The 20,451-nt window shown below is 65.7% G+C and carries 20 protein-coding genes; 11 read left to right on the top strand and 9 right to left on the bottom strand.

All coding sequences use genetic code 11. The features are described 5' to 3' along the window. Positions 1-5: 5 nt before the first annotated feature. Positions 6-593 carry an alpha-ketoglutarate-dependent dioxygenase AlkB gene (locus C8J39_RS05710; protein WP_120299760.1) on the bottom strand — a complete coding sequence of 196 codons (588 nt, stop codon included), beginning with the start codon at positions 591-593 and terminating at the stop codon, positions 6-8. 103 nt (positions 594-696) lie between these two features. Between C8J39_RS05710 and C8J39_RS05705 the strand changes: the two genes are divergently transcribed. Beyond that, entirely contained in the window at positions 697-1,344 is a 648-nt protein-coding gene (locus C8J39_RS05705; protein WP_120299564.1) for a DsbA family oxidoreductase, read from the top strand. Positions 1,345-1,497: 153 nt separating this feature from the next. Here the strand turns inward: C8J39_RS05705 and C8J39_RS19045 are convergent, their stop codons facing one another. Next, a complete protein-coding gene (locus C8J39_RS19045) occupies positions 1,498-1,623 on the bottom strand; it encodes a hypothetical protein (protein ID WP_259457500.1) in 126 nt (41 codons plus the stop codon). A 66-nt stretch (positions 1,624-1,689) separates the two neighbouring features. Continuing rightward, entirely contained in the window at positions 1,690-2,118 is a 429-nt protein-coding gene (locus C8J39_RS05700) for a DUF1810 domain-containing protein (protein ID WP_120299563.1), read from the bottom strand. Positions 2,119-2,218: 100 nt separating this feature from the next. Between C8J39_RS05700 and C8J39_RS05695 the strand changes: the two genes are divergently transcribed. Both C8J39_RS05695 and C8J39_RS05690 read left to right on the top strand, forming a co-directional pair. Then, the gene (locus C8J39_RS05695; RefSeq protein WP_120299562.1) at positions 2,219-2,731 is read left to right on the top strand and encodes a hypothetical protein; all 513 of its coding nucleotides are present in this window, start codon (positions 2,219-2,221) and stop codon (positions 2,729-2,731) included. Positions 2,732-2,734: 3 nt separating this feature from the next. Further along, entirely contained in the window at positions 2,735-3,352 is a 618-nt protein-coding gene (locus tag C8J39_RS05690) for a YbhB/YbcL family Raf kinase inhibitor-like protein (RefSeq protein ID WP_120299561.1), read from the top strand. A 413-nt stretch (positions 3,353-3,765) separates the two neighbouring features. Here C8J39_RS05690 and C8J39_RS05685 read toward each other — a convergent pair whose 3' ends face one another. Beyond that, on the bottom strand, positions 3,766-4,821 hold the full coding sequence (locus tag C8J39_RS05685) for a diguanylate cyclase (RefSeq protein WP_120299560.1): 1,056 nt from the start codon (positions 4,819-4,821) through the stop codon (positions 3,766-3,768). Positions 4,822-4,914: 93 nt separating this feature from the next. Next, positions 4,915-5,454, bottom strand: coding sequence for a peroxiredoxin (locus C8J39_RS05680; protein ID WP_120299559.1), 540 nt, complete (start codon positions 5,452-5,454; stop codon positions 4,915-4,917). 90 nt (positions 5,455-5,544) lie between these two features. On the opposite strand from C8J39_RS05680, the gene C8J39_RS05675 reads away from it, so the two are divergent. Then, positions 5,545-6,387 carry an inositol monophosphatase family protein gene (locus C8J39_RS05675; RefSeq protein ID WP_120299558.1) on the top strand — a complete coding sequence of 281 codons (843 nt, stop codon included), beginning with the start codon at positions 5,545-5,547 and terminating at the stop codon, positions 6,385-6,387. Between the two features lie 550 nt (positions 6,388-6,937). On the opposite strand, the gene C8J39_RS05670 is transcribed toward C8J39_RS05675, so the two are convergent. Beyond that, positions 6,938-9,073, bottom strand: a complete 2,136-nt coding sequence (locus C8J39_RS05670) for an AsmA family protein (RefSeq protein ID WP_183037931.1) — start codon at positions 9,071-9,073, stop codon at positions 6,938-6,940. A gap of 168 nt (positions 9,074-9,241) precedes the next feature. Between C8J39_RS05670 and rpmI the strand changes: the two genes are divergently transcribed. The 7 genes from rpmI to C8J39_RS05635 all read left to right on the top strand — a co-directional run bounded on the left by rpmI (position 9,242) and on the right by C8J39_RS05635 (position 16,984). Then, on the top strand, positions 9,242-9,445 hold the full coding sequence (gene rpmI, locus C8J39_RS05665; RefSeq protein ID WP_031395289.1) for a 50S ribosomal protein L35: 204 nt from the start codon (positions 9,242-9,244) through the stop codon (positions 9,443-9,445). Between the two features lie 19 nt (positions 9,446-9,464). Then, entirely contained in the window at positions 9,465-9,830 is a 366-nt protein-coding gene (gene rplT / locus C8J39_RS05660) for a 50S ribosomal protein L20 (protein ID WP_056054375.1), read from the top strand. Between the two features lie 258 nt (positions 9,831-10,088). Further along, positions 10,089-10,418: a GIY-YIG nuclease family protein gene (locus tag C8J39_RS05655; RefSeq protein WP_056061401.1), complete on the top strand. Its 330-nt coding sequence runs from the start codon at positions 10,089-10,091 to the stop codon at positions 10,416-10,418. Positions 10,419-10,440: 22 nt separating this feature from the next. Beyond that, positions 10,441-11,535 carry a phenylalanine--tRNA ligase subunit alpha gene (gene pheS, locus C8J39_RS05650; protein WP_181321194.1) on the top strand — a complete coding sequence of 365 codons (1,095 nt, stop codon included), beginning with the start codon at positions 10,441-10,443 and terminating at the stop codon, positions 11,533-11,535. Next, positions 11,532-13,946, top strand: coding sequence for a phenylalanine--tRNA ligase subunit beta (gene pheT / locus C8J39_RS05645; protein ID WP_120299557.1), 2,415 nt, complete (start codon positions 11,532-11,534; stop codon positions 13,944-13,946). The genes pheS and pheT overlap by 4 nt, the downstream gene beginning before the upstream one ends. Positions 13,947-14,232: 286 nt before the next feature. Continuing rightward, entirely contained in the window at positions 14,233-15,117 is an 885-nt protein-coding gene (locus C8J39_RS05640) for an aldose 1-epimerase family protein (protein ID WP_120299556.1), read from the top strand. 298 nt (positions 15,118-15,415) lie between these two features. Beyond that, a complete protein-coding gene (locus C8J39_RS05635) occupies positions 15,416-16,984 on the top strand; it encodes a peptide chain release factor 3 (protein ID WP_120299555.1) in 1,569 nt (522 codons plus the stop codon). 73 nt (positions 16,985-17,057) lie between these two features. On the opposite strand, the gene C8J39_RS05630 is transcribed toward C8J39_RS05635, so the two are convergent. The 3 genes from C8J39_RS05630 to C8J39_RS05620 all read right to left on the bottom strand — a co-directional run bounded on the left by C8J39_RS05630 (position 17,058) and on the right by C8J39_RS05620 (position 20,227). Beyond that, entirely contained in the window at positions 17,058-17,291 is a 234-nt protein-coding gene (locus C8J39_RS05630; RefSeq protein ID WP_132833372.1) for a hypothetical protein, read from the bottom strand. Positions 17,292-17,617: 326 nt separating this feature from the next. Beyond that, entirely contained in the window at positions 17,618-18,748 is a 1,131-nt protein-coding gene (locus tag C8J39_RS05625; RefSeq protein ID WP_183037930.1) for an alpha/beta hydrolase, read from the bottom strand. A 132-nt stretch (positions 18,749-18,880) separates the two neighbouring features. Beyond that, a complete protein-coding gene (locus C8J39_RS05620) occupies positions 18,881-20,227 on the bottom strand; it encodes an amidohydrolase family protein (protein ID WP_207896929.1) in 1,347 nt (448 codons plus the stop codon). Positions 20,228-20,451: the final 224 nt, after the last annotated feature.

The following is a 20,451-nucleotide window of genomic DNA, read 5'->3' as shown; positions in this document are numbered from 1 at the left end:
GACCGTCAGCGCCGGTCCTGCCGTGCGCTGGCGGTGAAGCTGCGGAAGGTGATCGACCAGCGCGTCACCTCCATCTCGGCGATGCTGTGCTCCCAGTCGTGGCGCGCCTCGCCGCTGAGATGGTACACGGACCGCGGTGCCAGCGGTACGGCGGCCCGGTCGAAACCGCCCGCCTTGCGCCGCCGGAACCGCATCGTCGCCGGTACGCCGAGCGAAATACCGACGACATGCTCGAACACCGGCCGGTCGCGGTGCCAGCCGATCCCGGCCCCCGGATCGTACCGAATTAGCAACGCCTGGACGAGCGCCTCCTCCGGCAGTTTAGCGAACGCGGCGGCGCTCCGGCGGATCGGCAGCAGCCAGTCGGGCAATGGATCGGTCTCGCCGAACCGGCTCGTGTCGAAGTCGTAATGCCAGCCGAACGATCGGGTCAGCCGCTTGCCCAGCCAACCCTGGAACTGGAACGGCGCCAAGTCCTGTTCGTCGATCCGGGCGATCAGCGCCTCCTCCTCGTCCCGGCTGAGCAGCGCGTCGCGATACTCGAGCCCAGACAGGACGGGCGTGCCGAAAAGGTCTGCGGTCGGATTGGCCATCGAGCGGATGTAGGGATGCAGCCGGCCGTCGCCAGCCAAAAGCCCCGCGGTTGCTCATCAGGCCGCCGCCATCTACCGCGGTGTGCGCTTGCAGGAGACTGATATGACCGCCCATCTCAAGATCGATTTCGTATCGGACATCGCGTGTCCTTGGTGCATCATCGGCCTGCGCGCGCTGGAAGAGGCGTTGGCCCGCGCGGCGGATGCGCTCGACGCGGAGATCGTCTTCCAGCCGTTCGAACTCAATCCGGCGATGCCCGCTGGCGGCCAGAATATCGGCGAGCATATCGCGGAGAAATACGGATCGACCCGCGAGCAGTCGGCGGCGAACCGCGCGATGATCGTCGACCGCGCACGCGACCTCGGCTTCACGATGGCGATGACCGACGCGAGCCGGATCTACAACACGTTCGACGCGCACCGGCTGTTGCACTGGGCGCAGATCGAAGGAGGGCAGGGCGCGCTCAAGCACGCGCTGTTCACGGCCAATTTCACCGACAATGCCGATCCGGGCGATCACCGCGTGCTGATCGATGCCGCGACCAAGGCCGGGCTCGATCCGCTCGCGGCAGAAGAGGTTCTGCGGTCCGGACGCTATGCCGACGAGGTTCGTGCGGCGGAGGAACTGTGGCGTGCTCGCGGGATCAATGCGGTGCCGGCGATCGTGATCAACGACCGGCATCTTATCTCGGGCGGCCAACCGGTCGAGGTCTTCGAACAGGCACTGCGCCAGATCGCCGCGGCGGGCTGACCCGGATCGGGTGGTCAGGCAGCAGGGTTAATTTGCTGGCCGCGTGATTGTCTCGGGCACACTGTACTGCGCCCGATCGACCGGAACAACGGAAGACGCCCCGTCATCGCCCGGTCGAAGATCTTGCCGGCGCGATACCCGCCCCGGCGCGCCTTAGTTCAGCGTCGTCATCTCGACGGGCTTGCCCTTGGTGGTCGGGTTGGACGCGTTCGCCTTGGGTGCCTTTTCGGCCTTGGGCTTGCGGACTTCCTTGCTCGATTTCTTCTGGCTCTTCGCCATCACGGCACCTCATGGGGCGGAAGGCCCCGCTGTCACACTACACGCGTTGCCGCCAATGCCCCTATCTTATCGGTTCGGCGTTCGGCGCAGCAGGTCCAATGTCGCTTGGTCGTCTTCGCCACCGAAGAACCGGTCGAGCGCCGCGCGGAACGGCGAAGGATCGTCGGCGACTGCGGCGAACAGGGTCATCGACGACCGCAACTTCACTGCGTCGATGCCGCCGAGGATCGTTTCGGCGGATCCGGACGCAGCCGTTACCGTCTGCGTGACCTCGATCAGTCGCGGTCCGAGTACCGGATGCGCGAGATATGCCCGAGCCTCGTCCGCCCCGGCAATCGCGTAGGTTCGCGCCATTGCGCTCTGCCCCAGTCCGGCGATCTGTGGGAAGATGAACCACATCCAGTGGCTGCGCTTGGCCCCACGCTGCAACTCCGCCAGCGCCTGCGGATAGACGCCGTCCTGCGCCGCGACGAAACGATCGAGATCATGCTCCATGGACCCGAGATGGTCGCATCACCCTCCCTCCGCAACCACGATGCCGGTCGATGCGTTGCAATGGGGGTTGAGGAGATCAGGTGATGACGACGGTGCGATCATGAGGACAGCAATCGCGGTCGCGTTGCTCGCGGCGCCGCTTCTCATCAGTGGGTGCGGACGCAACGACGATCCCACCAAGACCGCCGCGCCCAGCGGCTTCACCCCGCCCGAAACGCGCGCGCCCGCCCCGATAGCAGGTCAGGCGCAGACCACCCCGATCACTGCCTATGTCGGTAAATACCCGCATGATGCGGTCGACGGCGTCGATTTCTTCGACCGCACCGACGTTGCGACCGGCCTCGTCAATGCGGTCGGAGATGCGAAGCTGCGCGAGATGATCCGCGGCCGATCGGGACCCGCAACGCCCGTTTTCAAGATGGGCGACCGGGTCGCCTCCTGGGGCTGCGAAGAGCATAATTGCGGCGACCACAACTGGACGGTTATCGTCGACCCGAAGCGCGGCAAGACCCAGGTCTGCTACCATGACGCGGCCAAGATGGGCGCGCAGAGCGACTGGTATGACGGCGCAGCCCCCGCCCGTCGTGCCGAAACCTGCCCGTCGGAAGGATAAGCCATGCTCGAACACATCCCCGCCTGGCTTGGCCACGCGATGAGCGGCTTGCGTGCCGGTATCGACAAGCTTGCGATCGTCCAGTTGGGCGAGAACTTCGAGACGTTGACCCTGACCAGCCCGGCGTTCGCGCACGAAGCACGGATGCCGCCGCGCTTCACCGCGGACGGGGAGGGCGCGTCGCCACCGCTCGTGTGGAGCGAACCGCCGGTTGGGACCAAGCGCATGGTGCTGATTGTCGAGGATGCCGATGCTCCGGCCCCGCAGCCTTTGGTCCACGCGATCATCTGGGGACTCGAAGCAGATGCGGGCCAGCTAGCTGAAGGCGCGATCGCTGCGGACGTTGAGGGCGACGCGAAAGGTCGCGATGTCGGTCGGAATTCCTATCTGCGCGAAGGTTGGTTGCCGCCCGATCCGCCCAGCGGACACGGCGAGCATCGCTATGCGTTCCAGGTCTTCGCGATCGGCGTAGGCGCAGGGGATGTCGGTGCGACACCCGGGCGCTCGGCGGTGATCGAGGCAATCACCGGGCATGTGCTGGCGGCAGGGCTGTTGATCGGCACCTATTCGCGCGAAGAAGAGGCGCCCGTAGGGCCGGTGGGGCTGGCCTCGCCCGCCTGACCGTGACGCCCGGCAGGCGCCTCGTCGGTCAGGCGAGCGCGCCGCCAGTCTGTGTCGCGATCAGCAGGATGGTGGTCGAAAAGGCGATGAGGCCGATGAGGATGCTGCGGTTCATGATGGGTTTCCCGATCAAGCGATGGGGATGATCGGGACGGCAGTGCCGACTGCGATGGCTGCGAAGAACAGTGCGCCGACGAGCGAGAAGGCGATGCGCTGAGCGGTTTCGAAACGGATCGACATGAGATTTTCCTTCGATGGTCGGGCGCCGGACCATCCGGCTGCCGATATCGAATGGATTGCATGGTGCGTGCCAGTTTTTTAGATCGTTGATTTTACGCGGTTTATTGTTTTTGCGAAGATCGAGTTGGTACGACGCACCAATTCTTCGTCGCAAATTTCGCCAACCCTCGGGATCAACCCGCGCAGACCCGATCGCGCCCGTCCTTCTTCGCGGTGTAGAGCAACTGGTCGGCCCGCTGGAACGCGGTTTCGGCGGCCTCGTCCGCATGGATCGCGGTCACGCCTGCGGATACCGTAATCACGCCGAGCGCGGTGTCTGTCTCGCGGTTGCGGAAGCGTTTGGCGGCGACCGTCGCGCGGACGGAATCGAGCATGTCCGCAGCTTCGGCCAAGGCGATCCCGCCGAGCAGCACCGCGAATTCCTCGCCGCCGTGGCGAACGACGAGATGTGGCGCGCATTCGGCCGCCATCGCCTGGCCGATCGCGGTGAGCACGCGGTCGCCGACACCATGGCCGTGCACGTCATTGATCCGCTTGAACCGGTCGATGTCGCACAAGGCGAGGCAATAGGGCCCGGCGTCCCGGTCGCGCGTCGCGAACGCTTCCTCGAACGCGCGTCGGTTGGGCAGGCCGGTCAGTACGTCGCGGCGTGCCGTATCGCGCGCTTCGATCAGCTTCGACCGGAGCGAATCGGCCTCCGCGGTGGCCGCCGCCAGACGTACCTCGCTGTCGTGGATACGGGCGATCATCGCGCTTGTGATTTCCGCGATCTCGTCGATCTCCGCCAGTTGCGTAATCGACGCCGCGCTTTTGGCCAGTTCACGGCCAAAGCCATGCGTCTCAGCCTGGATCGTCCGCACGATCTGTACGAAGCCATCGACCTGCTGTTGCGTCTCGATCACGAGCGCGATCGCGGTATCGGGTGTCTGATCGGGGCTGGTGTCTGCAGCGCCGTTGGTCCGCCGCGATCGGCCCGACGGGGGCTCATCGACGACCGTTCCACCGAGCCGCTCGATATCCGATCGGGTGAGACGAACACCGTCCTGCGTCAAGGCGGCGACCTCCAAAGCCAACTGGCTCTCGGGCGCCGACATCACGGCATAGGCAAACGCGTAATGCGCGGGATCGGGGCTCAGCTTCTGCTCGTCGAGGAACACGCCGATCCGCTCGAACAGAGTCGCGTCCGGTCTTGCGTCCCGTATCGATCCGGCCAGTCGTGCATCGCGCATGTCATCCCCCGCGTCCTCGCCAAAGCGATAGACCCGAAAGCGTTATCATAATGTCACCGGACCGGCAGGTATTTGCCGGTCCGGTTTCGATCATTACTTGCCCGTGAGCTTCTGGACCGCAGCAAGCGTCGTTGAGACATGCGCCTCGGGATTCATCTCGTCATGGACGAACGCGATGCGGCCGTCCTTGGCGATGACGTAGCTGGTGCGCTTGGTGATGTCGCGCCCGGCCATCTGCTTGCCGAGCGCGACGTCGTAGCCCTTGACCACGTTCGGCCCGGCGCTGGCGACCGCGAACTTGCCCGCGCACTTCTCGGCGGAGAACTTGCTGAGCGTCTCGACATTGTCGGCCGACATGCCGATCACGGTCGCGCCTGCCTTGGTGAACGCCGGGATTGCTTCCGCAAACGCATGTGCCTCGGCGTTGCAGCCGCCGGTGTAGGCCGCCGGGAAGAAGTAGAGCACGACCGGGCCCTTCTTCAGCTGCTCGGCCAGGTGAACGGTGAACACCTGGCCGGCGATCGCGCCGCGCGTGGTGAAGTCCGGAGCCTTGGCGCCGGGCGCGAGTGCCGCCAGCGCAGGCGCCGCGACGAGGAGGGCAGCGGCGGTGGCAAGTGTCGAGACGAGGCGCATGGATGATACTCCGTTTAGATCGCAATGACCTACGCTGGCGTGATCGATCCGTCCATTGCCCGTGACGCTCGCGCTCGATAGGCTGGAAATATGCCAGTAACCCAAGCCGATATCGATCTCGCGCACCGCCTCGCGGATGCTGCGGGCCACGTCATCCGACCCTATTTCCGCCATGAGCACGGCGTCGAGGTCAAGGACGACCAGTCCCCCGTCACCCGCGCCGACCGCGAGGCCGAATCGGCGATGCGGCGACTGCTCGACGCGGAGCGCTCGGGCGACGGCATCGTTGGCGAGGAGTTCGGCGAGAAGACGGGTGTCACCAACCGCAAATGGGTGCTCGACCCGATCGACGGCACGCGCAGCTTCACCGTGGGGCGCGCGATCTTCGGCACGTTGATCGCGCTGGTCGAGGATGGTTGGCCGGTGCTCGGGATCATCGACCAGCCTATCCAGCGCGAGCGTTGGGTTGGTGTAGCGGGGCGTCCGACGACTTTGAACGGCGTACCGGTCCGCACGCGTACCTGCCGCGAGTTGGCAGGCTCGACGATCGCCACCACCAGCCCGCACCTCTTCGACGAGGTCGACGTCCCGCATTATTTGGCGCTGGTCGCGGCAATCTCGGGCGGCAATCCGAGGCAGGGCCCCGTCTATGGCGGCGACTGCTACAATTACGGCCTGCTCGCGAGCGGGCATCTCGACGTGGTCTGCGAATCCGGTCTCAAGCTCTACGACTTCGCCGCTCTTGTGCCGGTAGTTGAAGGGGCAGGGGGCCGCATGTGCGACTGGAACGGCGATCCGCTGACCGCGGGCAGTGAAGGCCATGTCCTGGCGATCGGCGACCCCGCGCGAATGGACGACGTGCTCGAGGCAATGCACCGGTTGCAGGATGACGGGCACGCCCATGAAGGGCACGACGGTCACGACCACGGATAAGGATTCCCTCCCGCCTGCGGGAGGGGCTAGGGGAGGGCACGACGTACGTACCCGCGTCCGGTCCGCGATCAGCCCTCCCCACCCGCAAGCGGGAGGGGCAAAAGACGTCACCGCAAACCGCAACGCCCCCACATCATCACCCCTCTCCGTCATCCCGGCGGACGCCGGGACCCACGGGCACGGAGCGCTATCCGTCTGAGCGGACCCAACCATGGGCCCCGGCGTCCGCCGGGGTGACGGGGTTGGTGTGGTGAGGAGTAAGCGCTTAGCGACGGCAGCGTCGTAGCCAAGCCGCTATTCGACTCGATCAGCGTATGTACTTCACACCTACGCGCGACATCCGGCCACAGGTAGCACCCGACCACGGCAATATCCGACCCGCATGTCCACCACCGAGCCCCGCTCACACCTCAATCCGTCATCCCGGCGGACGCCGGGACCCATGGACACGCAACGCTAGCCCTTTAAAAGCACCCAGCCATCGAGCCGCGCTCGCGTGACGCTAGAAAGAGCAAGGTAGGGAAGGGGGGCGTACCATCTCCCCTCGCCCTCAGAAGATCCCCAGGAACTTCTTCCGCTGCCCCTTCCGCTCCGCGTCAGACGTCTTCCCGTCCTCGGCCTTGGCAGTCGTCCCGTGACCCACGTCGTCCCGCGGCTGGCCCTTGGTGGTCCGTTGCGCCGCCGCCGTAGCCCCGGAGAGGACCGGCCCGCACGCGGTAGACTTCGCATCCCCGACATCGACGAACGCGAGGATCCCCGCGACCGGCGTCGCCACCAGCGCCAGCCCGAGCCCGCTCCCCACCCGCGCAAGCAGATCCTTCGAGATCACGCTGAGCTTCGGCGCCGCGAACAAACCGCCGACCCCGACCGGCGACTGCCCCGCGAACAGGCTGAACTTCTTCGAATCCGCCCGAAACGCCAGATCCACCGCCTCGTTGCGGAAGCTGAAACCGCCACGGCCAACGATCACGTTCTTGCGCGTGTCGATCAGGATCGGATCCGCCGCCGCGACACCGCCGCGCACGGTAAAGCCGATCAGCCCGCAATTGATCTGTACCGGCTCGTCCAGCTTCCCCTGGAACATCCGCTGCGCAAACGTGCCGATGTCGAGCTCGGCCAATTGAACGTTGCGCACCGAAAGCGCCCCCGACGGCAACACGAACGCGATCCGCCCGCGCGATGACGCCAGCGAATCGTGGATCGAGTCGCCACGGCCATCGAGCTTGATCCGGCCCTTGACGGTCCCGGTGGTCCCGGCCTCGGCCAGCCCATAGCCTTTGAGAAGCCGCCCCAGCGGCGTCGGCGCGAGCCGGATGTCGTAGGACACCGCGCTCGGCCGCGCGCGCGTGTCGAAGATGACGTCCGACGCCACGTTGCCGCGCGCCATCGAGAAGGTCAGCGGGGACAGCGCCAGCCGCCCACGCTCCAGGTCGAGCGTCAGGTCGATGTTGGAAATCGGCAGGTTGCGCGACTTCACCACCCCGATCGTCCATTTCAGGTCGGCATCGAAGATCTGCATCGTCGCGACCGGCAAATTCCCGTCGGGCAGTAGACGTTGCGGAGCGGCGCCCGTGGCGGCGGCGGCTGCCACCGCGCCCTTCGACTCGACGATGTCGGGATTGAAGCCGATAAACGGGGCCGCATCGATGATGTCGAGGCTCTTGGTCGTGAGCACCGAATCAAGATGGATGCGCTCGCCGTTGGTAATCGTCAGCTTGCCCGCGAGATCGGTCCGGCCCGCAAAGCCGCGCAGGTGCGTGAAGGCGTATTCGTCGCCCTGCTTGATGAGCTGCGCGCGCAGTTTGTAGGTCCGCGTGTTCGGGATCGCGACGTCGATCACGCCGAGCAGCGTAGACAGATTGGCGCCGCGTGCGGTGACGGCGAGCGGCACGTTCTCGACATCGGCGATGCTCGGCAGCGTGCCCGCGACGTCGATGATGTTCCCCGCCGCCCGCGCCCGCGCGACCAGCTTGTTCTGTCCGCGATTGGCGGTCGCGTCCGGCGACAGCAGCTGTGCGGTCACGGTGAACGGCGTCTCGCGCAACCGCCCCTTGCCGGTCAGCCCGACCGCACGGCCGATCGTCGCGTCGACCGAGCGGATATCGGCGACCTTGAGATCCGCCAGCACGCGCATCCGCGGATCGAGATAGCGCACCGTCGTACCCGTAACCGTCGCAACGTCGATCCGCGGGAATTCGAGCGGCTTGCCACCCTTCTTGTTCGAGAACGTCCAGGTGTTGGCCGTGTGCGGCGCATTCCACTCCAGGTCGACCGCGCCGTTGACGAGATCGAGCCAATACAGCCGCCGCTTGCCGAAGAGCAGCGACAGCGGCGCTATGCGCGTATCGAGCTTATCCGCTTGGAACAGGTTCGGCTTGCTCGCCCAGTCGGGGTTCGAGAGCGTGAAGTTCTCCGCGTACAGCTTGATGCGGAACGGCGCGAAATAGAGCTGGAAGTCGCCGCGTACGGTCAGTGTCCGGTGCGTGAGCGAGCCGACGACACGCTCGAACGGATGCTTCAGGAAGCGCCCCTTGGTGATGTACAGCACCAGCCAGATCGCGACGATGATCGCGACAATCCCGAGCAGGATGTTGCGCAGTATCCGCCGCTTGCGACGTTTTTGCGCATCGACCGGCGCAGGGGCCGGGGGAGGGGTCTCGATCGGCTGCGTCGGGCTGTCGTCCATGCTTGGCCTATCGCACGACAGCGGCGTCAGTTCCACAACGGTTGATATGGCGGATCAATGCGTCTATGCGGCCCGCTTCCTCGAAGGGAACGCGTTCTACGAATCGCCCGGCCAGTGTGGGCTGCCGCGGCGATTTCAGCGTCCTCCTTCGTAACCGAAAGGATAAAAATGCCCAAGCTGAAGACCAAGAGCGGCGTCAAGAAACGCTTCAAGCTCACCGCCACCGGCCTGCTCAAGCACGGCGTCGCCGGCAAGCGTCACCGTCTGGCGCATCACAACGGCAAGTACATCCGTCAGAACCGCGGCACCAAGCTGCTGTCGAAGGCCGATACCGCAGCAGTGAAGGCCTGGGCGCCTTACGGCCTGCGTTGAGCTGAGAAGGAATTAGACAATGGCACGCGTAAAACGGGGTGTTACCACCCGCGCCAAGCACAAGCGTATTTTGGTTCAGGCGAAGGGCTATTATGGCCGTCGCAAGAACACCATCCGCATCGCCCGTCAGGCCGTCGAGAAGGCCGGACAGTACGCTTACCGCGACCGCAAGGTTAAGAAGCGCACGTTCCGTGGCCTCTGGATCCAGCGCATCAACGCCGGCGTCCGCGCCGAAGGTCTGACGTATTCGCAGTTCATGCACGGCGTGAAGCTTGCAGGGATCGAACTCGACCGGAAGGTCCTGGCCGACATCGCCATGCACGAGGGCGCAGCATTCAGCGCGATCGTCGCCCAGGTGAAGGCGGCTCTCCCCCAGGCCGCGTAATTCGCGACTGAGGTGAGTTTCGGGAGGGCGTCGGTGGGAGACCACCGGCGCCCTTTCTGTGTTTGTGGAAGTGGGCCCTGATTATGGCCACCCCCTCGCCCCCCTCCGTCATCCCGGCGAACGCCGGGACCCATGGTTACGGTGGACCCGGCGAAAACGTGCTACCACAACCCGACCCGCTACCATGGGTCCCGGCGTCCGCCGGGATGACGGAGCTCTTGAGATGAGCGCTCAAGCGGTGATCAGGGGAGCACTAAAATGCGCGAAACCTTCCAGCCGTGCGTCTACATCCTCCACTCCCGCCGCCACGGCACGCTCTACATCGGCGTCACCTCAAACTTGCTCGCAAGGTTGGTTCAGCACCGAGAGGGGTTGATCCCCGGCTTCACTCGCCGGTACGGCATCAAGCGTCTCGCTTACTACGAGATGTTCGACACGATGGAGGCCGCGATCGTTCGCGAGAAGCGGCTGAAGGAATGGCGAAGAGCGTGGAAGATCGAACTGATCGAAGCGCGCAACGAAAATTGGGACGATCTGGGTATCGGCCTCGGGCTGCCCCGCCTAACCGAACCCGCCCTGGGAGTATGACGTGACGCAAGACCTGAACCAGATGCGCGACCACATGCTGACGGCGATCGCCGCCGCATCCGGCCTCGACGCGCTCGACGCGTGCCGGGTCGAGGCGCTCGGCAAGCAGGGCACGATCACCGCGCTGCTGAAGACGCTCGGCAAGATGACGCCGGACGAGCGCCTCGTCCAAGGCCCGCTGATCCAGGGGCTGCGTGAGGCAGTGGCCAACGGCATCGCCGAGCGGAAAGCCACGCTCGAACGCGCCGCACTCGACGCGCGCCTCGCCAGCGAAACGCTCGACATGACGCTCCCCGCCGACGCCACGCCCGCCGGCACGATCCACCCCGTCAGCCAGGTCATGGACGAACTCGCCGAGATCTTCGCCGACCTCGGTTTCGCGGTCGCGACCGGTCCCGAGATCGAGACCGACTGGCATAATTTCACCGCGCTCAACATCCCCGAGACGCACCCGGCGCGCGCGATGCACGATACTTTTTATCTCCAGCAGGGGATCGACGCGAAGGCCGCCGGCACTGCTGACGAGAAGACGACCTTCTCGCTGCTCCGCACGCACACGTCGCCGGTCCAGATCCGCACGATGTTGAGCCAGAAGCCCCCGATCCGCATCATCGCCCCCGGCCGCACCTACCGCTCGGACTCGGACGCGACGCACACGCCGATGTTCCACCAGGTCGAGGGCCTCGTGATCGACAAGGGCATCACGCTCGGCCATCTGAAGTGGACGCTCGAAACCTTCGTGAAGGCGTTCTTCGAGCGCGACGACATCGTGCTTCGCCTGCGCCCCAGCTACTTCCCCTTCACCGAGCCGTCGGTCGAGATCGATGTCGGCTACACGCTGGTCAAGGGCAAGCGCGTCGTCGGCGGCGCCGAGCCCGATGGCTGGCTCGAGATCCTCGGCTCGGGCATGGTCCACCGCAAGGTCATCGAAGCGTGCGGGCTCGACCCCGACGAATGGCAGGGCTTCGCGTTCGGCTGCGGCATCGACCGCCTCGCGATGCTCAAATACGGCATGGACGACCTCCGCCCGTTCTTCGACGGCGATATCCGCTGGCTCAAGCATTACGGCTTTTCGAGCCTCGACGTCCCCACCTTGTCCGGCGGAGTCGGCGCATGAAGTTCACCCTCAGCTGGCTCAAGCAGCACCTCGAAACCAGCGCGACCCTCGACCAGATCGTCGAAGCGCTGACCCGCATCGGCCTCGAGGTCGAAGGCGTCGAGAACCCTGGCGAGAAGCTCGCCGCGTTCAAGATCGCCAAGGTGCTCAGCGCCGAACGCCATCCGCAAGCCGACAAGCTCCAGATCCTGTCGGTCGATGCCGGTAACGGTCCGCTCCAAGTCGTCTGCGGCGCCCCCAACGCGCGCGCCGGGCTGGTCGGCGTGTTCGGCGCACCCGGCGCCTACGTCCCCGGTCTCGACGTCACGTTGAAGCTCGCCAGCATTCGCGGCGTCGAATCCAACGGCATGATGTGCTCGACGCGCGAACTGGAACTCGGCGATGATCACGACGGCATCATCGAACTGCCCGAAGACGCCCCGATCGGCACCGCCTACCCCGATTATGCCGGCCTGACCGACCCGGTCATCGACGTCGCGATCACGCCGAACCGCCAGGACTGCATGGGCGTCCGCGGCATCGCCCGAGACCTCGCCGCCGCCGGTCTCGGCACGCTTACGCCGCTGACGTTCGACACGTTCACGAGTGAGGGCGCAGGTCCCGACGTCCGCACCGACGACACCGCCGGCTGCCCCGCGTTCTTCGCCCAGACCGTCACCGGCGTGACCAACGGCGACTCCCCCGAGTGGATGCGCCGCAGCCTGCTCGCGATCGGCCAGAAGCCGATCTCCGCGCTCGTCGACATCACCAACTATCTGATGATCGACCTCGGCCGCCCGCTGCACGTCTACGACCGCGCCAAACTCTCTGGCGGCCTCGTCGCGCGAAAAGCCAAGGACGGCGAGCAGGTCGTCGCGCTCAACGGCAAGACCTACACGCTCGACGCAACCATGACCGTCATCGCCGACGACGCGGCCGTGCACGACATCGGCGGCATCATGGGCGGCGAGCACTCGGGCGTCTCCGGGGACACCACCGACGTGCTGATCGAATGCGCCTATTTCGATCCCGACCACATCGCCCGCACCGGCCAGAAGCTCACGCTCACCTCCGACGCGCGCAGCCGCTTCGAACGCGGCGTCGATCCGGCGTTCCTCGAAGACGGCCTCGCGATCGCCACCGCGCTCGTGCTCCACATCTGCGGCGGTACGGCCAGCGACGTCACGCGCTCGGGCGAACCCCCGCTAGACCCCCGTGTGATCCACTACGATCCGCGCTTGAGTGCAGACCTCGGTGGCCTCCACGTGGCCCCCGAACGGCAGGCGCGGACCTTGTTGTCGCTCGGCTTCACAATTGGCGCGATCACGTCCGCCGACGCGTTCAGCGACGCGCTGTTCTCGACGATCGAGGGCAAATGGCCGGTCACGATCCCGAGCTGGCGCCGCGACGTCGACGGCCCCGCCGACCTCGTCGAGGAAGTCGTCCGCATCGAGGGCATCGACAACATTCCCTCGACGCCGCTCCCGCGCATGCCCGGCGTCGCCAAGCCAACCGCCACGCCCGAGCAGAAGCTCGAACGTCGCGCGCGCCGCGCCGCCGCCGCCCGTGGTCTCGACGAAGCTGTAACCTGGAGCTTCCTCTCCGAAGCCGAAGCCGCGCCCTTCGGCGGTGGTGCATGGACGCTAGCCAACCCGATCAGCGAAGACCTGAAGGTCATGCGCCCCTCGCTTCTCCCCGGTCTGCTCGCCGCGACCGGCCGCAACCTCAAGCGTGGTCAGCAGAGCGTCCGCCTGTTCGAGATCGGCCGCCGCTACCTCGCCGATGCCGAGCGCGCGACGCTAGGCGTAGTCCTGGCAGGCGACCGCCGCCCGCGCGGCTGGCGCGACGGCAAGGCGGCCAGCTTCGACGCATACGATGCCAAGGCCGAGGCGCTTGCGCTCCTCGCCGCATCGGGTGCTCCGGTCGATAACCTCCAAGTGATGGGAGAGGCCGGCGACGCATGGCATCCCGGCCAGTCCGGCACGCTCCGCCTCGGCCCCAAGACGGTGCTGGCCAGCTTCGGCATGCTCCACCCGTCGGTGTTGAAAGCCTTCGACCTCGACGGCGCCGTTGCCGCGGTAGAACTCTACCTCGACGCGATCCCGCCCAAGCGCGCCACCGGCTTCACCCGCCCGGCCTACACGCCCCCGGCACTCCAGGCCGTCCGCCGAGACTTCGCCTTCCTCGTGCCCGCCGCGCTCGCCACCGACACGCTGGTCCGCGCGGTCAAGGGTGCCGACAAGGTCGCGATCGTCTCGGCGCGCGTGTTCGACGTGTTCACCGGGGCAGGGGTAGAGGACGGTCACAAGTCGGTCGCGGTCGAGATCGTCCTGCAACCGGCCGCCAAGAGCTTCACCGACGAAGAGATCAAGGCCATCGCCGACAAGGTCGTCGCAGCGGCCGCAAAACAGGGCGCGAGCCTGCGCGTCTAAGCGTGCCCTGACCCTGCCCACGGCCAAGCGGCCGCGGGCCCCTTCCCTCTCCCTGGAGGGGAGAGGGAGAGACGCCGAAGGCGGCAAGGGTGAGGGCACGCGCTGGCGTCCTAATACCACCCCGGCGGAGGCCGGGGCCCAATTGGGAAGGCCATCGTGATGACGCGATGCCCTTCGTTAACACCGTTCCCTAATTGGGCCCCGGCCTTCGCCGGGGTGGTGGCGTGCGGGTAGTATGGTGAGCGTTTTGAAGCCTCGCGCGTTTGAAGCTCACGGAAGGAATCTCATGACCGACCTGATCACGATCGCCAACGACCACCTCACCGCGCAAATCAACCCGCACGGTGCCGAGCTCACCCACCTCCACGACGCCGACGGCCGCGAGCTGATGACCGACGCTGACCCGGCCTTCTGGACCGGTCACGCGCCGATCCTCTTCCCCGTCGTCGGCGTCGTCAACGAAGGCGTCATTCGCCTCGACGGCCAGGCCTACCCGATGCAGAAGCACGGCTTCGCCCGCCATTCGACGTTCGACGTCGTCGCGCAGTCGGAAACCTCCGCCACCTTCCGCCTCACCGACAGCGAGGAAACCCGGAAGGCCTACCCGTTCGCGTTCGCACTCGACATCGTCTTCACGCTCGACGGCACGACGCTCGCGATCGAGGCGCACATCCACAACCGCACAGACGCCGCGATGCCGGCAAGCTTTGGCTTCCACCCCGCCTTCGCGTGGCCACTCCCCTACGGCAAAGCCCGCGCAGACCACCGCATCACGTTCGACGCCGACGAACCCGGCAAGCTGAAGGCGATCAGCCCCGACGGCCAGATCGCGGTTGACGAGCGCCCCTCGCCGGTCGAGGACCGCGTCATCGCCTTGCGCGACGAACTGTTCGCCAAGGATGCGCTGGTGTGGGACCCGATCCATTCCGACGCCGTCACCTATGGCGCCAAGACCGGCCCGCAGTTGAAGATCGCCTTCCCCGACACGCGCAAGCTCGGCATCTGGACCAAGCCCGGCGCGGCCTATGTCTGCGTCGAGCCCTGGCACGGCATCGCCGACCCCGAAGGCTATACCGGCGATTATCGCGACAAACCCGGCGTGTTCGAGGTGGTTGCGGGGGGTACGAAGACCATCACGATGAGCGTGACGCTGGTGCCCGCCACCGTTTGAACCAAACGCATCGGCCCTCTGTGATCCTCCCCCGCCAGGGGGAGGTGGCTGGCTCATGCCAGACGGAGGGGGAGGAAAACGAAACCTCTGTTCCGTGTCCTCCCCCTCCGTCACCTTCGGCGACACCTCCCCCTGGCGGGGGAGGATTTACTTTCGAGACTCGATCCAACCTTGGTGCTGTGAGAAATCGCACCCCCTGTCCTCCGCGCCCCGCATCTGCCAAGAGCAGCGCCATGACCGCCGCTGACCCGGCTCACCCATCTTCCCGAGCCAAGACTCGGCGCACCGGACCCACGCCATGACCCAATTTCCCCGCCGCACCTTCGCGATCATATCGCATCCCGATGCCGGCAAGACCACGCTGACCGAGAAGCTGCTGTATTTCGGCGGTGCGATCCATCTCGCCGGCGAGGTGAAGGCGCGCGGCCAGACCCGGCGCGCGCGCTCCGACTGGATGAAGATCGAGCAGCAGCGCGGGATCTCGGTCACCTCGTCGGTGATGACGTTCGAGCGCCAGGGGATCACCTTCAACCTGCTCGACACGCCGGGCCACGAAGACTTCTCCGAAGACACCTACCGCACGCTGACCGCGGTCGATTCGGCCGTCATGGTGATCGACGCCGCCAAGGGCATCGAACCGCAGACGCGAAAACTGTTCGAGGTCTGTCGCCTGCGCAACGTGCCGATCATCACCTTCGTCAACAAGGTCGACCGCGAGGGCCGCGATCCGTTCTCGCTGCTCGACGAGGTGGCCGAGATGCTCCAGCTCGATGTCTGCCCGATGAGCTGGCCGGTCGGCATGGGCGGCGAGTTCGAGGGCGTCTACGATCTCTACGCCAACACGCTGAGCCGTCCCGAAGGCGACAGCCGCGAGTTCATGGGCAAGGCGATCCCGTTCACCGGCATCGACGATCCCGAACTCGCCAAGATCCTCAGTCCCGAAGCGATGGTCCGCCTGAACGACGAAGCCGAACTCGCGCAGGGCGGCTATTCGAGCTTCGACCCCGAGGCCTATCGCGCGGGCAACCTTACCCCGGTCTATTTCGGGTCCGCGCTGAAGGACTTCGGTGTCGCCGAACTGATCGCCGCGCTCGCCGACTACGCCCCGCCACCGCGCGCGCAGCCGGCCGAGCCTGCGCCCGTGTCCCCGGACGAGCCCGAAGTCACCGGCTTCGTGTTCAAGGTGCAGGCGAACATGGACCCCAACCACCGCGACCGGATCGCGTTCATGCGGCTATGCTCGGGCGTGTTCAAGCGCGGCATGAAGCTTACGCCCACCGGCCACGGCAAGCCGATCGCAGTGCATTCCCCCATCCTGTTCTTCGCGCAGAACCGCGAGCTGGCGGACGAGGCGTTCCCCGGCGACATCATCGGCATCCCCAACCACGGCACGCTCCGAGTCGGCGACACGCTCAGCGAAAAGGCCGCGATCCGCTTCACCGGCCTGCCCAACTTCGCCCCCGAAATCCTGCGCCGCGTCGTGCTCAAGGACTTCACCAAGACCAAGCAGTTGCGCAAGGCCTTGGACGACATGGCCGAGGAGGGGGTGACGCAGGTGTTCTACCCCGACATCGGCTCGAACTGGATCATCGGCGTGGTGGGACAGCTCCAGCTCGAAGTGCTGCTGTCGCGCCTCGACGCGGAATACAAGGTCGCCGCCGGGCTCGAACCCGCCCCCTACGAGACCGCGCGCTGGATCTCGGCAGAAGACCCGCTTGAGCTGAAAACCTTCGCCGAGATAAACCGCGGCGCAATGGCCAAGGACCGCGACGGCAACCCCGTCTTCCTCGCCAAGAGCGCCTGGGAAGTGAACTACATCGCCGAGCGCTACGCAAAGATCCGATTCGCCGCCACACGCGAACGGTAGGATATCGGTTTGGCCGGCAAGGTCTTCAAAGACTGCTAGAAGTCTTCGATTCTTGCCGGCCGCGGTTGCAATATTACAAGGTCTGGTCGGTCTTGCCCGGCGACCGATAATGGCGCCGCTCCATCAGGCGCCTCGCGGGATTTTCCCGCAGCAATTTCACCGCCCAGTTGTCGCGTTTGATCGGCTTGCGATGCCGATGGCGCCGCGCGCCGTAACGTCTGGTACGCGCAAGCTTTTGTTGCCACCGCACCACGCCTGCAATGGCGGCAACGAGTATAATGCCCGCAACCATGACTTGAACGTTCATCTATCGGCCCCGCTTCCAATAAACTGAGTATCAAATAGCAGGCCGATTTGTAATTAAATTGTGCTTCATGCTCAAGTTAAGACGTAACTCTCTGAGTAAGCTGTCCTAATATTAGCGGGATAGCGATAGCTGAGAAATATCAACTAACCGTATTGTGTAGATAAAACTATCCTACATCAACGAGCTTGGTGAGCCGAAAGGCGTTGATAACGGGTACTTATCAATAGTCGTGCGGATAACTTGCAGATGTTCTTAATCGGCCAATCGGCCGAGCGGAGCATCACCAAAAGGGCCGAGGTGATCCGCTTCACCCCGGCCCATCTCGATCAACGCTTCGGTTTGGCGGCGAATGCTGCCTTGAGTCGCGCGATCGCCAGCGTGTTGGCATCCTGTGCCCCACGCACGACCATGCCCATGCCGAAGAATTCGTGCGTCACACCCGGGAAGGTGCGCTGCTCGACCTTGTCGCCAGCCGCGCGCATCGCCGCTGCCAGCGTCTCGCCATCGGAGCGCAACGGATCGATCTGCGCGTTGATGATCGTCGTCGGCGGCAGGCCGCGCAGGTTTGCCTTCACGAGGTTCAGCCGCGGGTCCTGCGCATCGGCGGGGGTGGTCTGGTAATAATAGCCGAACCACTTGAGCATCGCGCCGTTCAACGGCTTCGCGTTCGCCGAATCCATCCGCGACGGCAGCGTCATGCTGCTGTTCGCGATCGGATAGACCGACACGATGTGCAGCGGCGTCGTCAGCCGATTGTCGCGCGCGTAGATTGCCGTCGCGACCGCCAGATTCCCGCCCGCACTCTCGCCTGCGACCGCGATCTTGCGCGGATCGCCACCCCAGCTTGCCGCATTCTGCAGCGTCCAGCGATAGGCGGCGGCTGCGTCGTCATGCTGTGCCGGGAACTTGAATTCCGGTGCATGGCGATACTCGACCGACACGACGATCGCACCCAGCTGTTTGGCGAGCAAACGTGGTGCCGCGTCGTAGGTGTCGACCGTCGCGATCACCCAGCCGCCGCCGTGATAATAGACGATGACCGGCAGGTTCTTGGCGTTGGCGAGCGATGCCGGCTTGTAGATCCGTGCGAACTGGTTCGCGTCGCTGCCATAGGGCACGTCGCGCGTCGTCACGGTCGCGTCGGGCGTTGCCGACAGGCCGTGCTTGATCATGACCTGCTTGGCGCCATCGGCTGCCGACGGCTGCATCCGTGCGACGGCGGGCGTGAGCGTCTCGATCGGCTTGCCACCGAGCGCGGCGAGCTGATCGAGTACGGCCTGCATGTCGGGTGCGGCCTTTGCCGGCTGGGTCGCAGTTGGTGCGGGTGGCGGCGGTGGCGGCGCATCGACCGACCGTGCGGACTGCGCAATCGCGCCGCTCGTCAGGGCGATACCCGATGTCGTGATCAAGGTCGCGGTGGCGAGCGCCATCAGCGTGCGCGATGAACGGTTGGTCATGCGGTATGGTATCCTGTTTCGAGTGCCCCCACTCGCCGGGTAGAACCGCGCGATCGGGTTTCTGTTCCCGCAGGTCCGCGTAACCGACGCTATTCATACGCGTTTTGTTCGCCGAGGCCGCACTTTAGCGTTTCAGAATGGCGCAGCGCGTCCTGCGACCCAGGTTTCTAGGACCTTGTCGACGTCGGCGATCGAGCGCGAAGGATCGCCATCGACGACCAGCAAATCGGCGCGCGTTCCGGCCACGATCACGCCGCGATCGCGCAACCCGAGCAGGTCCGCACCCGCAGCCGTCGCGACCCGCAAGGCCTGCGCGGGCGTCAGTCCCGCCTCGACCATCAGCGCGAGTTCGCGGTGTTCGGCGATGCCGGGCACGCGCACTGCACTTGCTCCGCTGTCCGTGCCGAACCCGATCTTCACGCCGGCATCGTACAGCGTCTTCAGGTTGCGCAGGTTCATCGCCAGCGATTTCCGGGCATCGGCCGTCTTCGGATCGGCCAGGATTTTGGCACGCCACGCCGGATCGTCGACCTGTTGCGCGAGGGCAGGCGACAGCGCGGCGCGGGCGAACGGCGTCTGCGTCCACGGTGCGCGATCGGCCCAGGCGAACGTCGCTTCGTCGAGCTGCAACGTCGGAATGTACCAGATGCCCTTCGCCTTCAGCGTCGCGACGAACGCGGGGGGTACCGGCGTGTCGCGGATACCGTGCGCAATAATGTCCGCGCCTGCCGCGACGATCGCCTCCGCGTCCGCGAGGTCGTGGATATGCGCCGCCACCCGCAGCCCGCGCGCGTGCGCCTCGGCGATCACTGCGCGGTAAATGGCCGGGCTCATCTTGACCGGTACGCTGCCGCCGAAATCGTCGAGCCACAACTTCACGAGATCTGTCTTCTCGGCCGCCATCATCGCGACCGCCTTGCGCGCATCCTCCGGCGTCGAGGGGCGAAACAACTGGTCGGGCCCGACCTTGAGCATCGCCTGCGGTGGTGCGCCGTTGGGAACGCCGATCCCCTGCATCACGCCGAACAGGTCCGCGCCGTCGATCCGTCCGGCATGCGCGTCGGCGCGTATCCCGACGAACGCCGGGCCGTTATTGCCGAGCGCCGTCACCGTCGTCACGCCGTAGCGGCGATACTGGGCGAGCTGCGCGACGATGTTGGCGCGCGTGTAGTTCTTCGCGCCCGTCTCGGTGCCGCTCACCTGGCCGACATGGCTATGGTCCGAGACGAAGCCGGGCAACACGGTGCGCCCTCGATAGTCGCGCCGATCCGCGCCCGCCGGCACCGCGACCTTGCCCGCCGCAACGATCCGTCCGTTCGCGATCACGATCGTCGCATCGTCCACCGATGCGCCGCCGCGCCCGTCGATCAACCGGACACCGGTCAGCGCGATCGTCTGCGCGGTAGCGGATCCGGCGGTGAGGGCCGATGCCGCGAGGGCGATCGTGCAGAGGCGAGCGGAGATTTTGGTTCGGCGCACGATGATGTCCTTCTCGGGAGGATGCGCCGACGGGACGCTATATCCCTGAAACGTCAGCGGATGACGCCCGTTCCGATCCGTGTCCGTCAACGCCGAACGCGCGCGACCCTCAGCGCGATCCGGACCGGCTGCATCAGCGAATTTGATCGACAAGTGGCACATCTTGGGCCGTTTTTTGTTAATAGCAGTTCTCTCGGTTTGTTGGTGGCCGCCCGGTCATTGCG

This window comes from Sphingomonas sp. PP-CC-1A-547, assembly GCF_003610375.1.
GTDB lineage: Bacteria > Pseudomonadota > Alphaproteobacteria > Sphingomonadales > Sphingomonadaceae > Sphingomonas.
The sequence above is the reverse complement of the archived record's forward strand: the minus strand, read 5'-3'. Positions and strand labels throughout refer to the sequence as shown.

What these genes read in the sequence shown, in the direction of transcription:
- C8J39_RS05710 (WP_120299760.1), bottom strand. Translation starts at nt 593, where the DNA reads ATGGCCAATCCGACCGCAGACCTTTTCGGCACGCCCGTCCTGTCTGGG.
- C8J39_RS05705 (WP_120299564.1), top strand. Translation starts at nt 697, where the DNA reads ATGACCGCCCATCTCAAGATCGATTTCGTATCGGACATCGCGTGTCCT.
- C8J39_RS19045 (WP_259457500.1), bottom strand. Translation starts at nt 1,623, where the DNA reads ATGGCGAAGAGCCAGAAGAAATCGAGCAAGGAAGTCCGCAAGCCCAAG.
- C8J39_RS05700 (WP_120299563.1), bottom strand. Translation starts at nt 2,118, where the DNA reads ATGGAGCATGATCTCGATCGTTTCGTCGCGGCGCAGGACGGCGTCTAT.
- C8J39_RS05695 (WP_120299562.1), top strand. Translation starts at nt 2,219, where the DNA reads ATGAGGACAGCAATCGCGGTCGCGTTGCTCGCGGCGCCGCTTCTCATC.
- C8J39_RS05690 (WP_120299561.1), top strand. Translation starts at nt 2,735, where the DNA reads ATGCTCGAACACATCCCCGCCTGGCTTGGCCACGCGATGAGCGGCTTG.
- C8J39_RS05685 (WP_120299560.1), bottom strand. Translation starts at nt 4,821, where the DNA reads ATGCGCGATGCACGACTGGCCGGATCGATACGGGACGCAAGACCGGAC.
- C8J39_RS05680 (WP_120299559.1), bottom strand. Translation starts at nt 5,454, where the DNA reads ATGCGCCTCGTCTCGACACTTGCCACCGCCGCTGCCCTCCTCGTCGCG.
- C8J39_RS05675 (WP_120299558.1), top strand. Translation starts at nt 5,545, where the DNA reads ATGCCAGTAACCCAAGCCGATATCGATCTCGCGCACCGCCTCGCGGAT.
- C8J39_RS05670 (WP_183037931.1), bottom strand. Translation starts at nt 9,073, where the DNA reads ATGGACGACAGCCCGACGCAGCCGATCGAGACCCCTCCCCCGGCCCCT.
- rpmI (WP_031395289.1), top strand. Translation starts at nt 9,242, where the DNA reads ATGCCCAAGCTGAAGACCAAGAGCGGCGTCAAGAAACGCTTCAAGCTC.
- rplT (WP_056054375.1), top strand. Translation starts at nt 9,465, where the DNA reads ATGGCACGCGTAAAACGGGGTGTTACCACCCGCGCCAAGCACAAGCGT.
- C8J39_RS05655 (WP_056061401.1), top strand. Translation starts at nt 10,089, where the DNA reads ATGCGCGAAACCTTCCAGCCGTGCGTCTACATCCTCCACTCCCGCCGC.
- pheS (WP_181321194.1), top strand. Translation starts at nt 10,441, where the DNA reads ATGCGCGACCACATGCTGACGGCGATCGCCGCCGCATCCGGCCTCGAC.
- pheT (WP_120299557.1), top strand. Translation starts at nt 11,532, where the DNA reads ATGAAGTTCACCCTCAGCTGGCTCAAGCAGCACCTCGAAACCAGCGCG.
- C8J39_RS05640 (WP_120299556.1), top strand. Translation starts at nt 14,233, where the DNA reads ATGACCGACCTGATCACGATCGCCAACGACCACCTCACCGCGCAAATC.
- C8J39_RS05635 (WP_120299555.1), top strand. Translation starts at nt 15,416, where the DNA reads ATGACCCAATTTCCCCGCCGCACCTTCGCGATCATATCGCATCCCGAT.
- C8J39_RS05630 (WP_132833372.1), bottom strand. Translation starts at nt 17,291, where the DNA reads ATGAACGTTCAAGTCATGGTTGCGGGCATTATACTCGTTGCCGCCATT.
- C8J39_RS05625 (WP_183037930.1), bottom strand. Translation starts at nt 18,748, where the DNA reads ATGACCAACCGTTCATCGCGCACGCTGATGGCGCTCGCCACCGCGACC.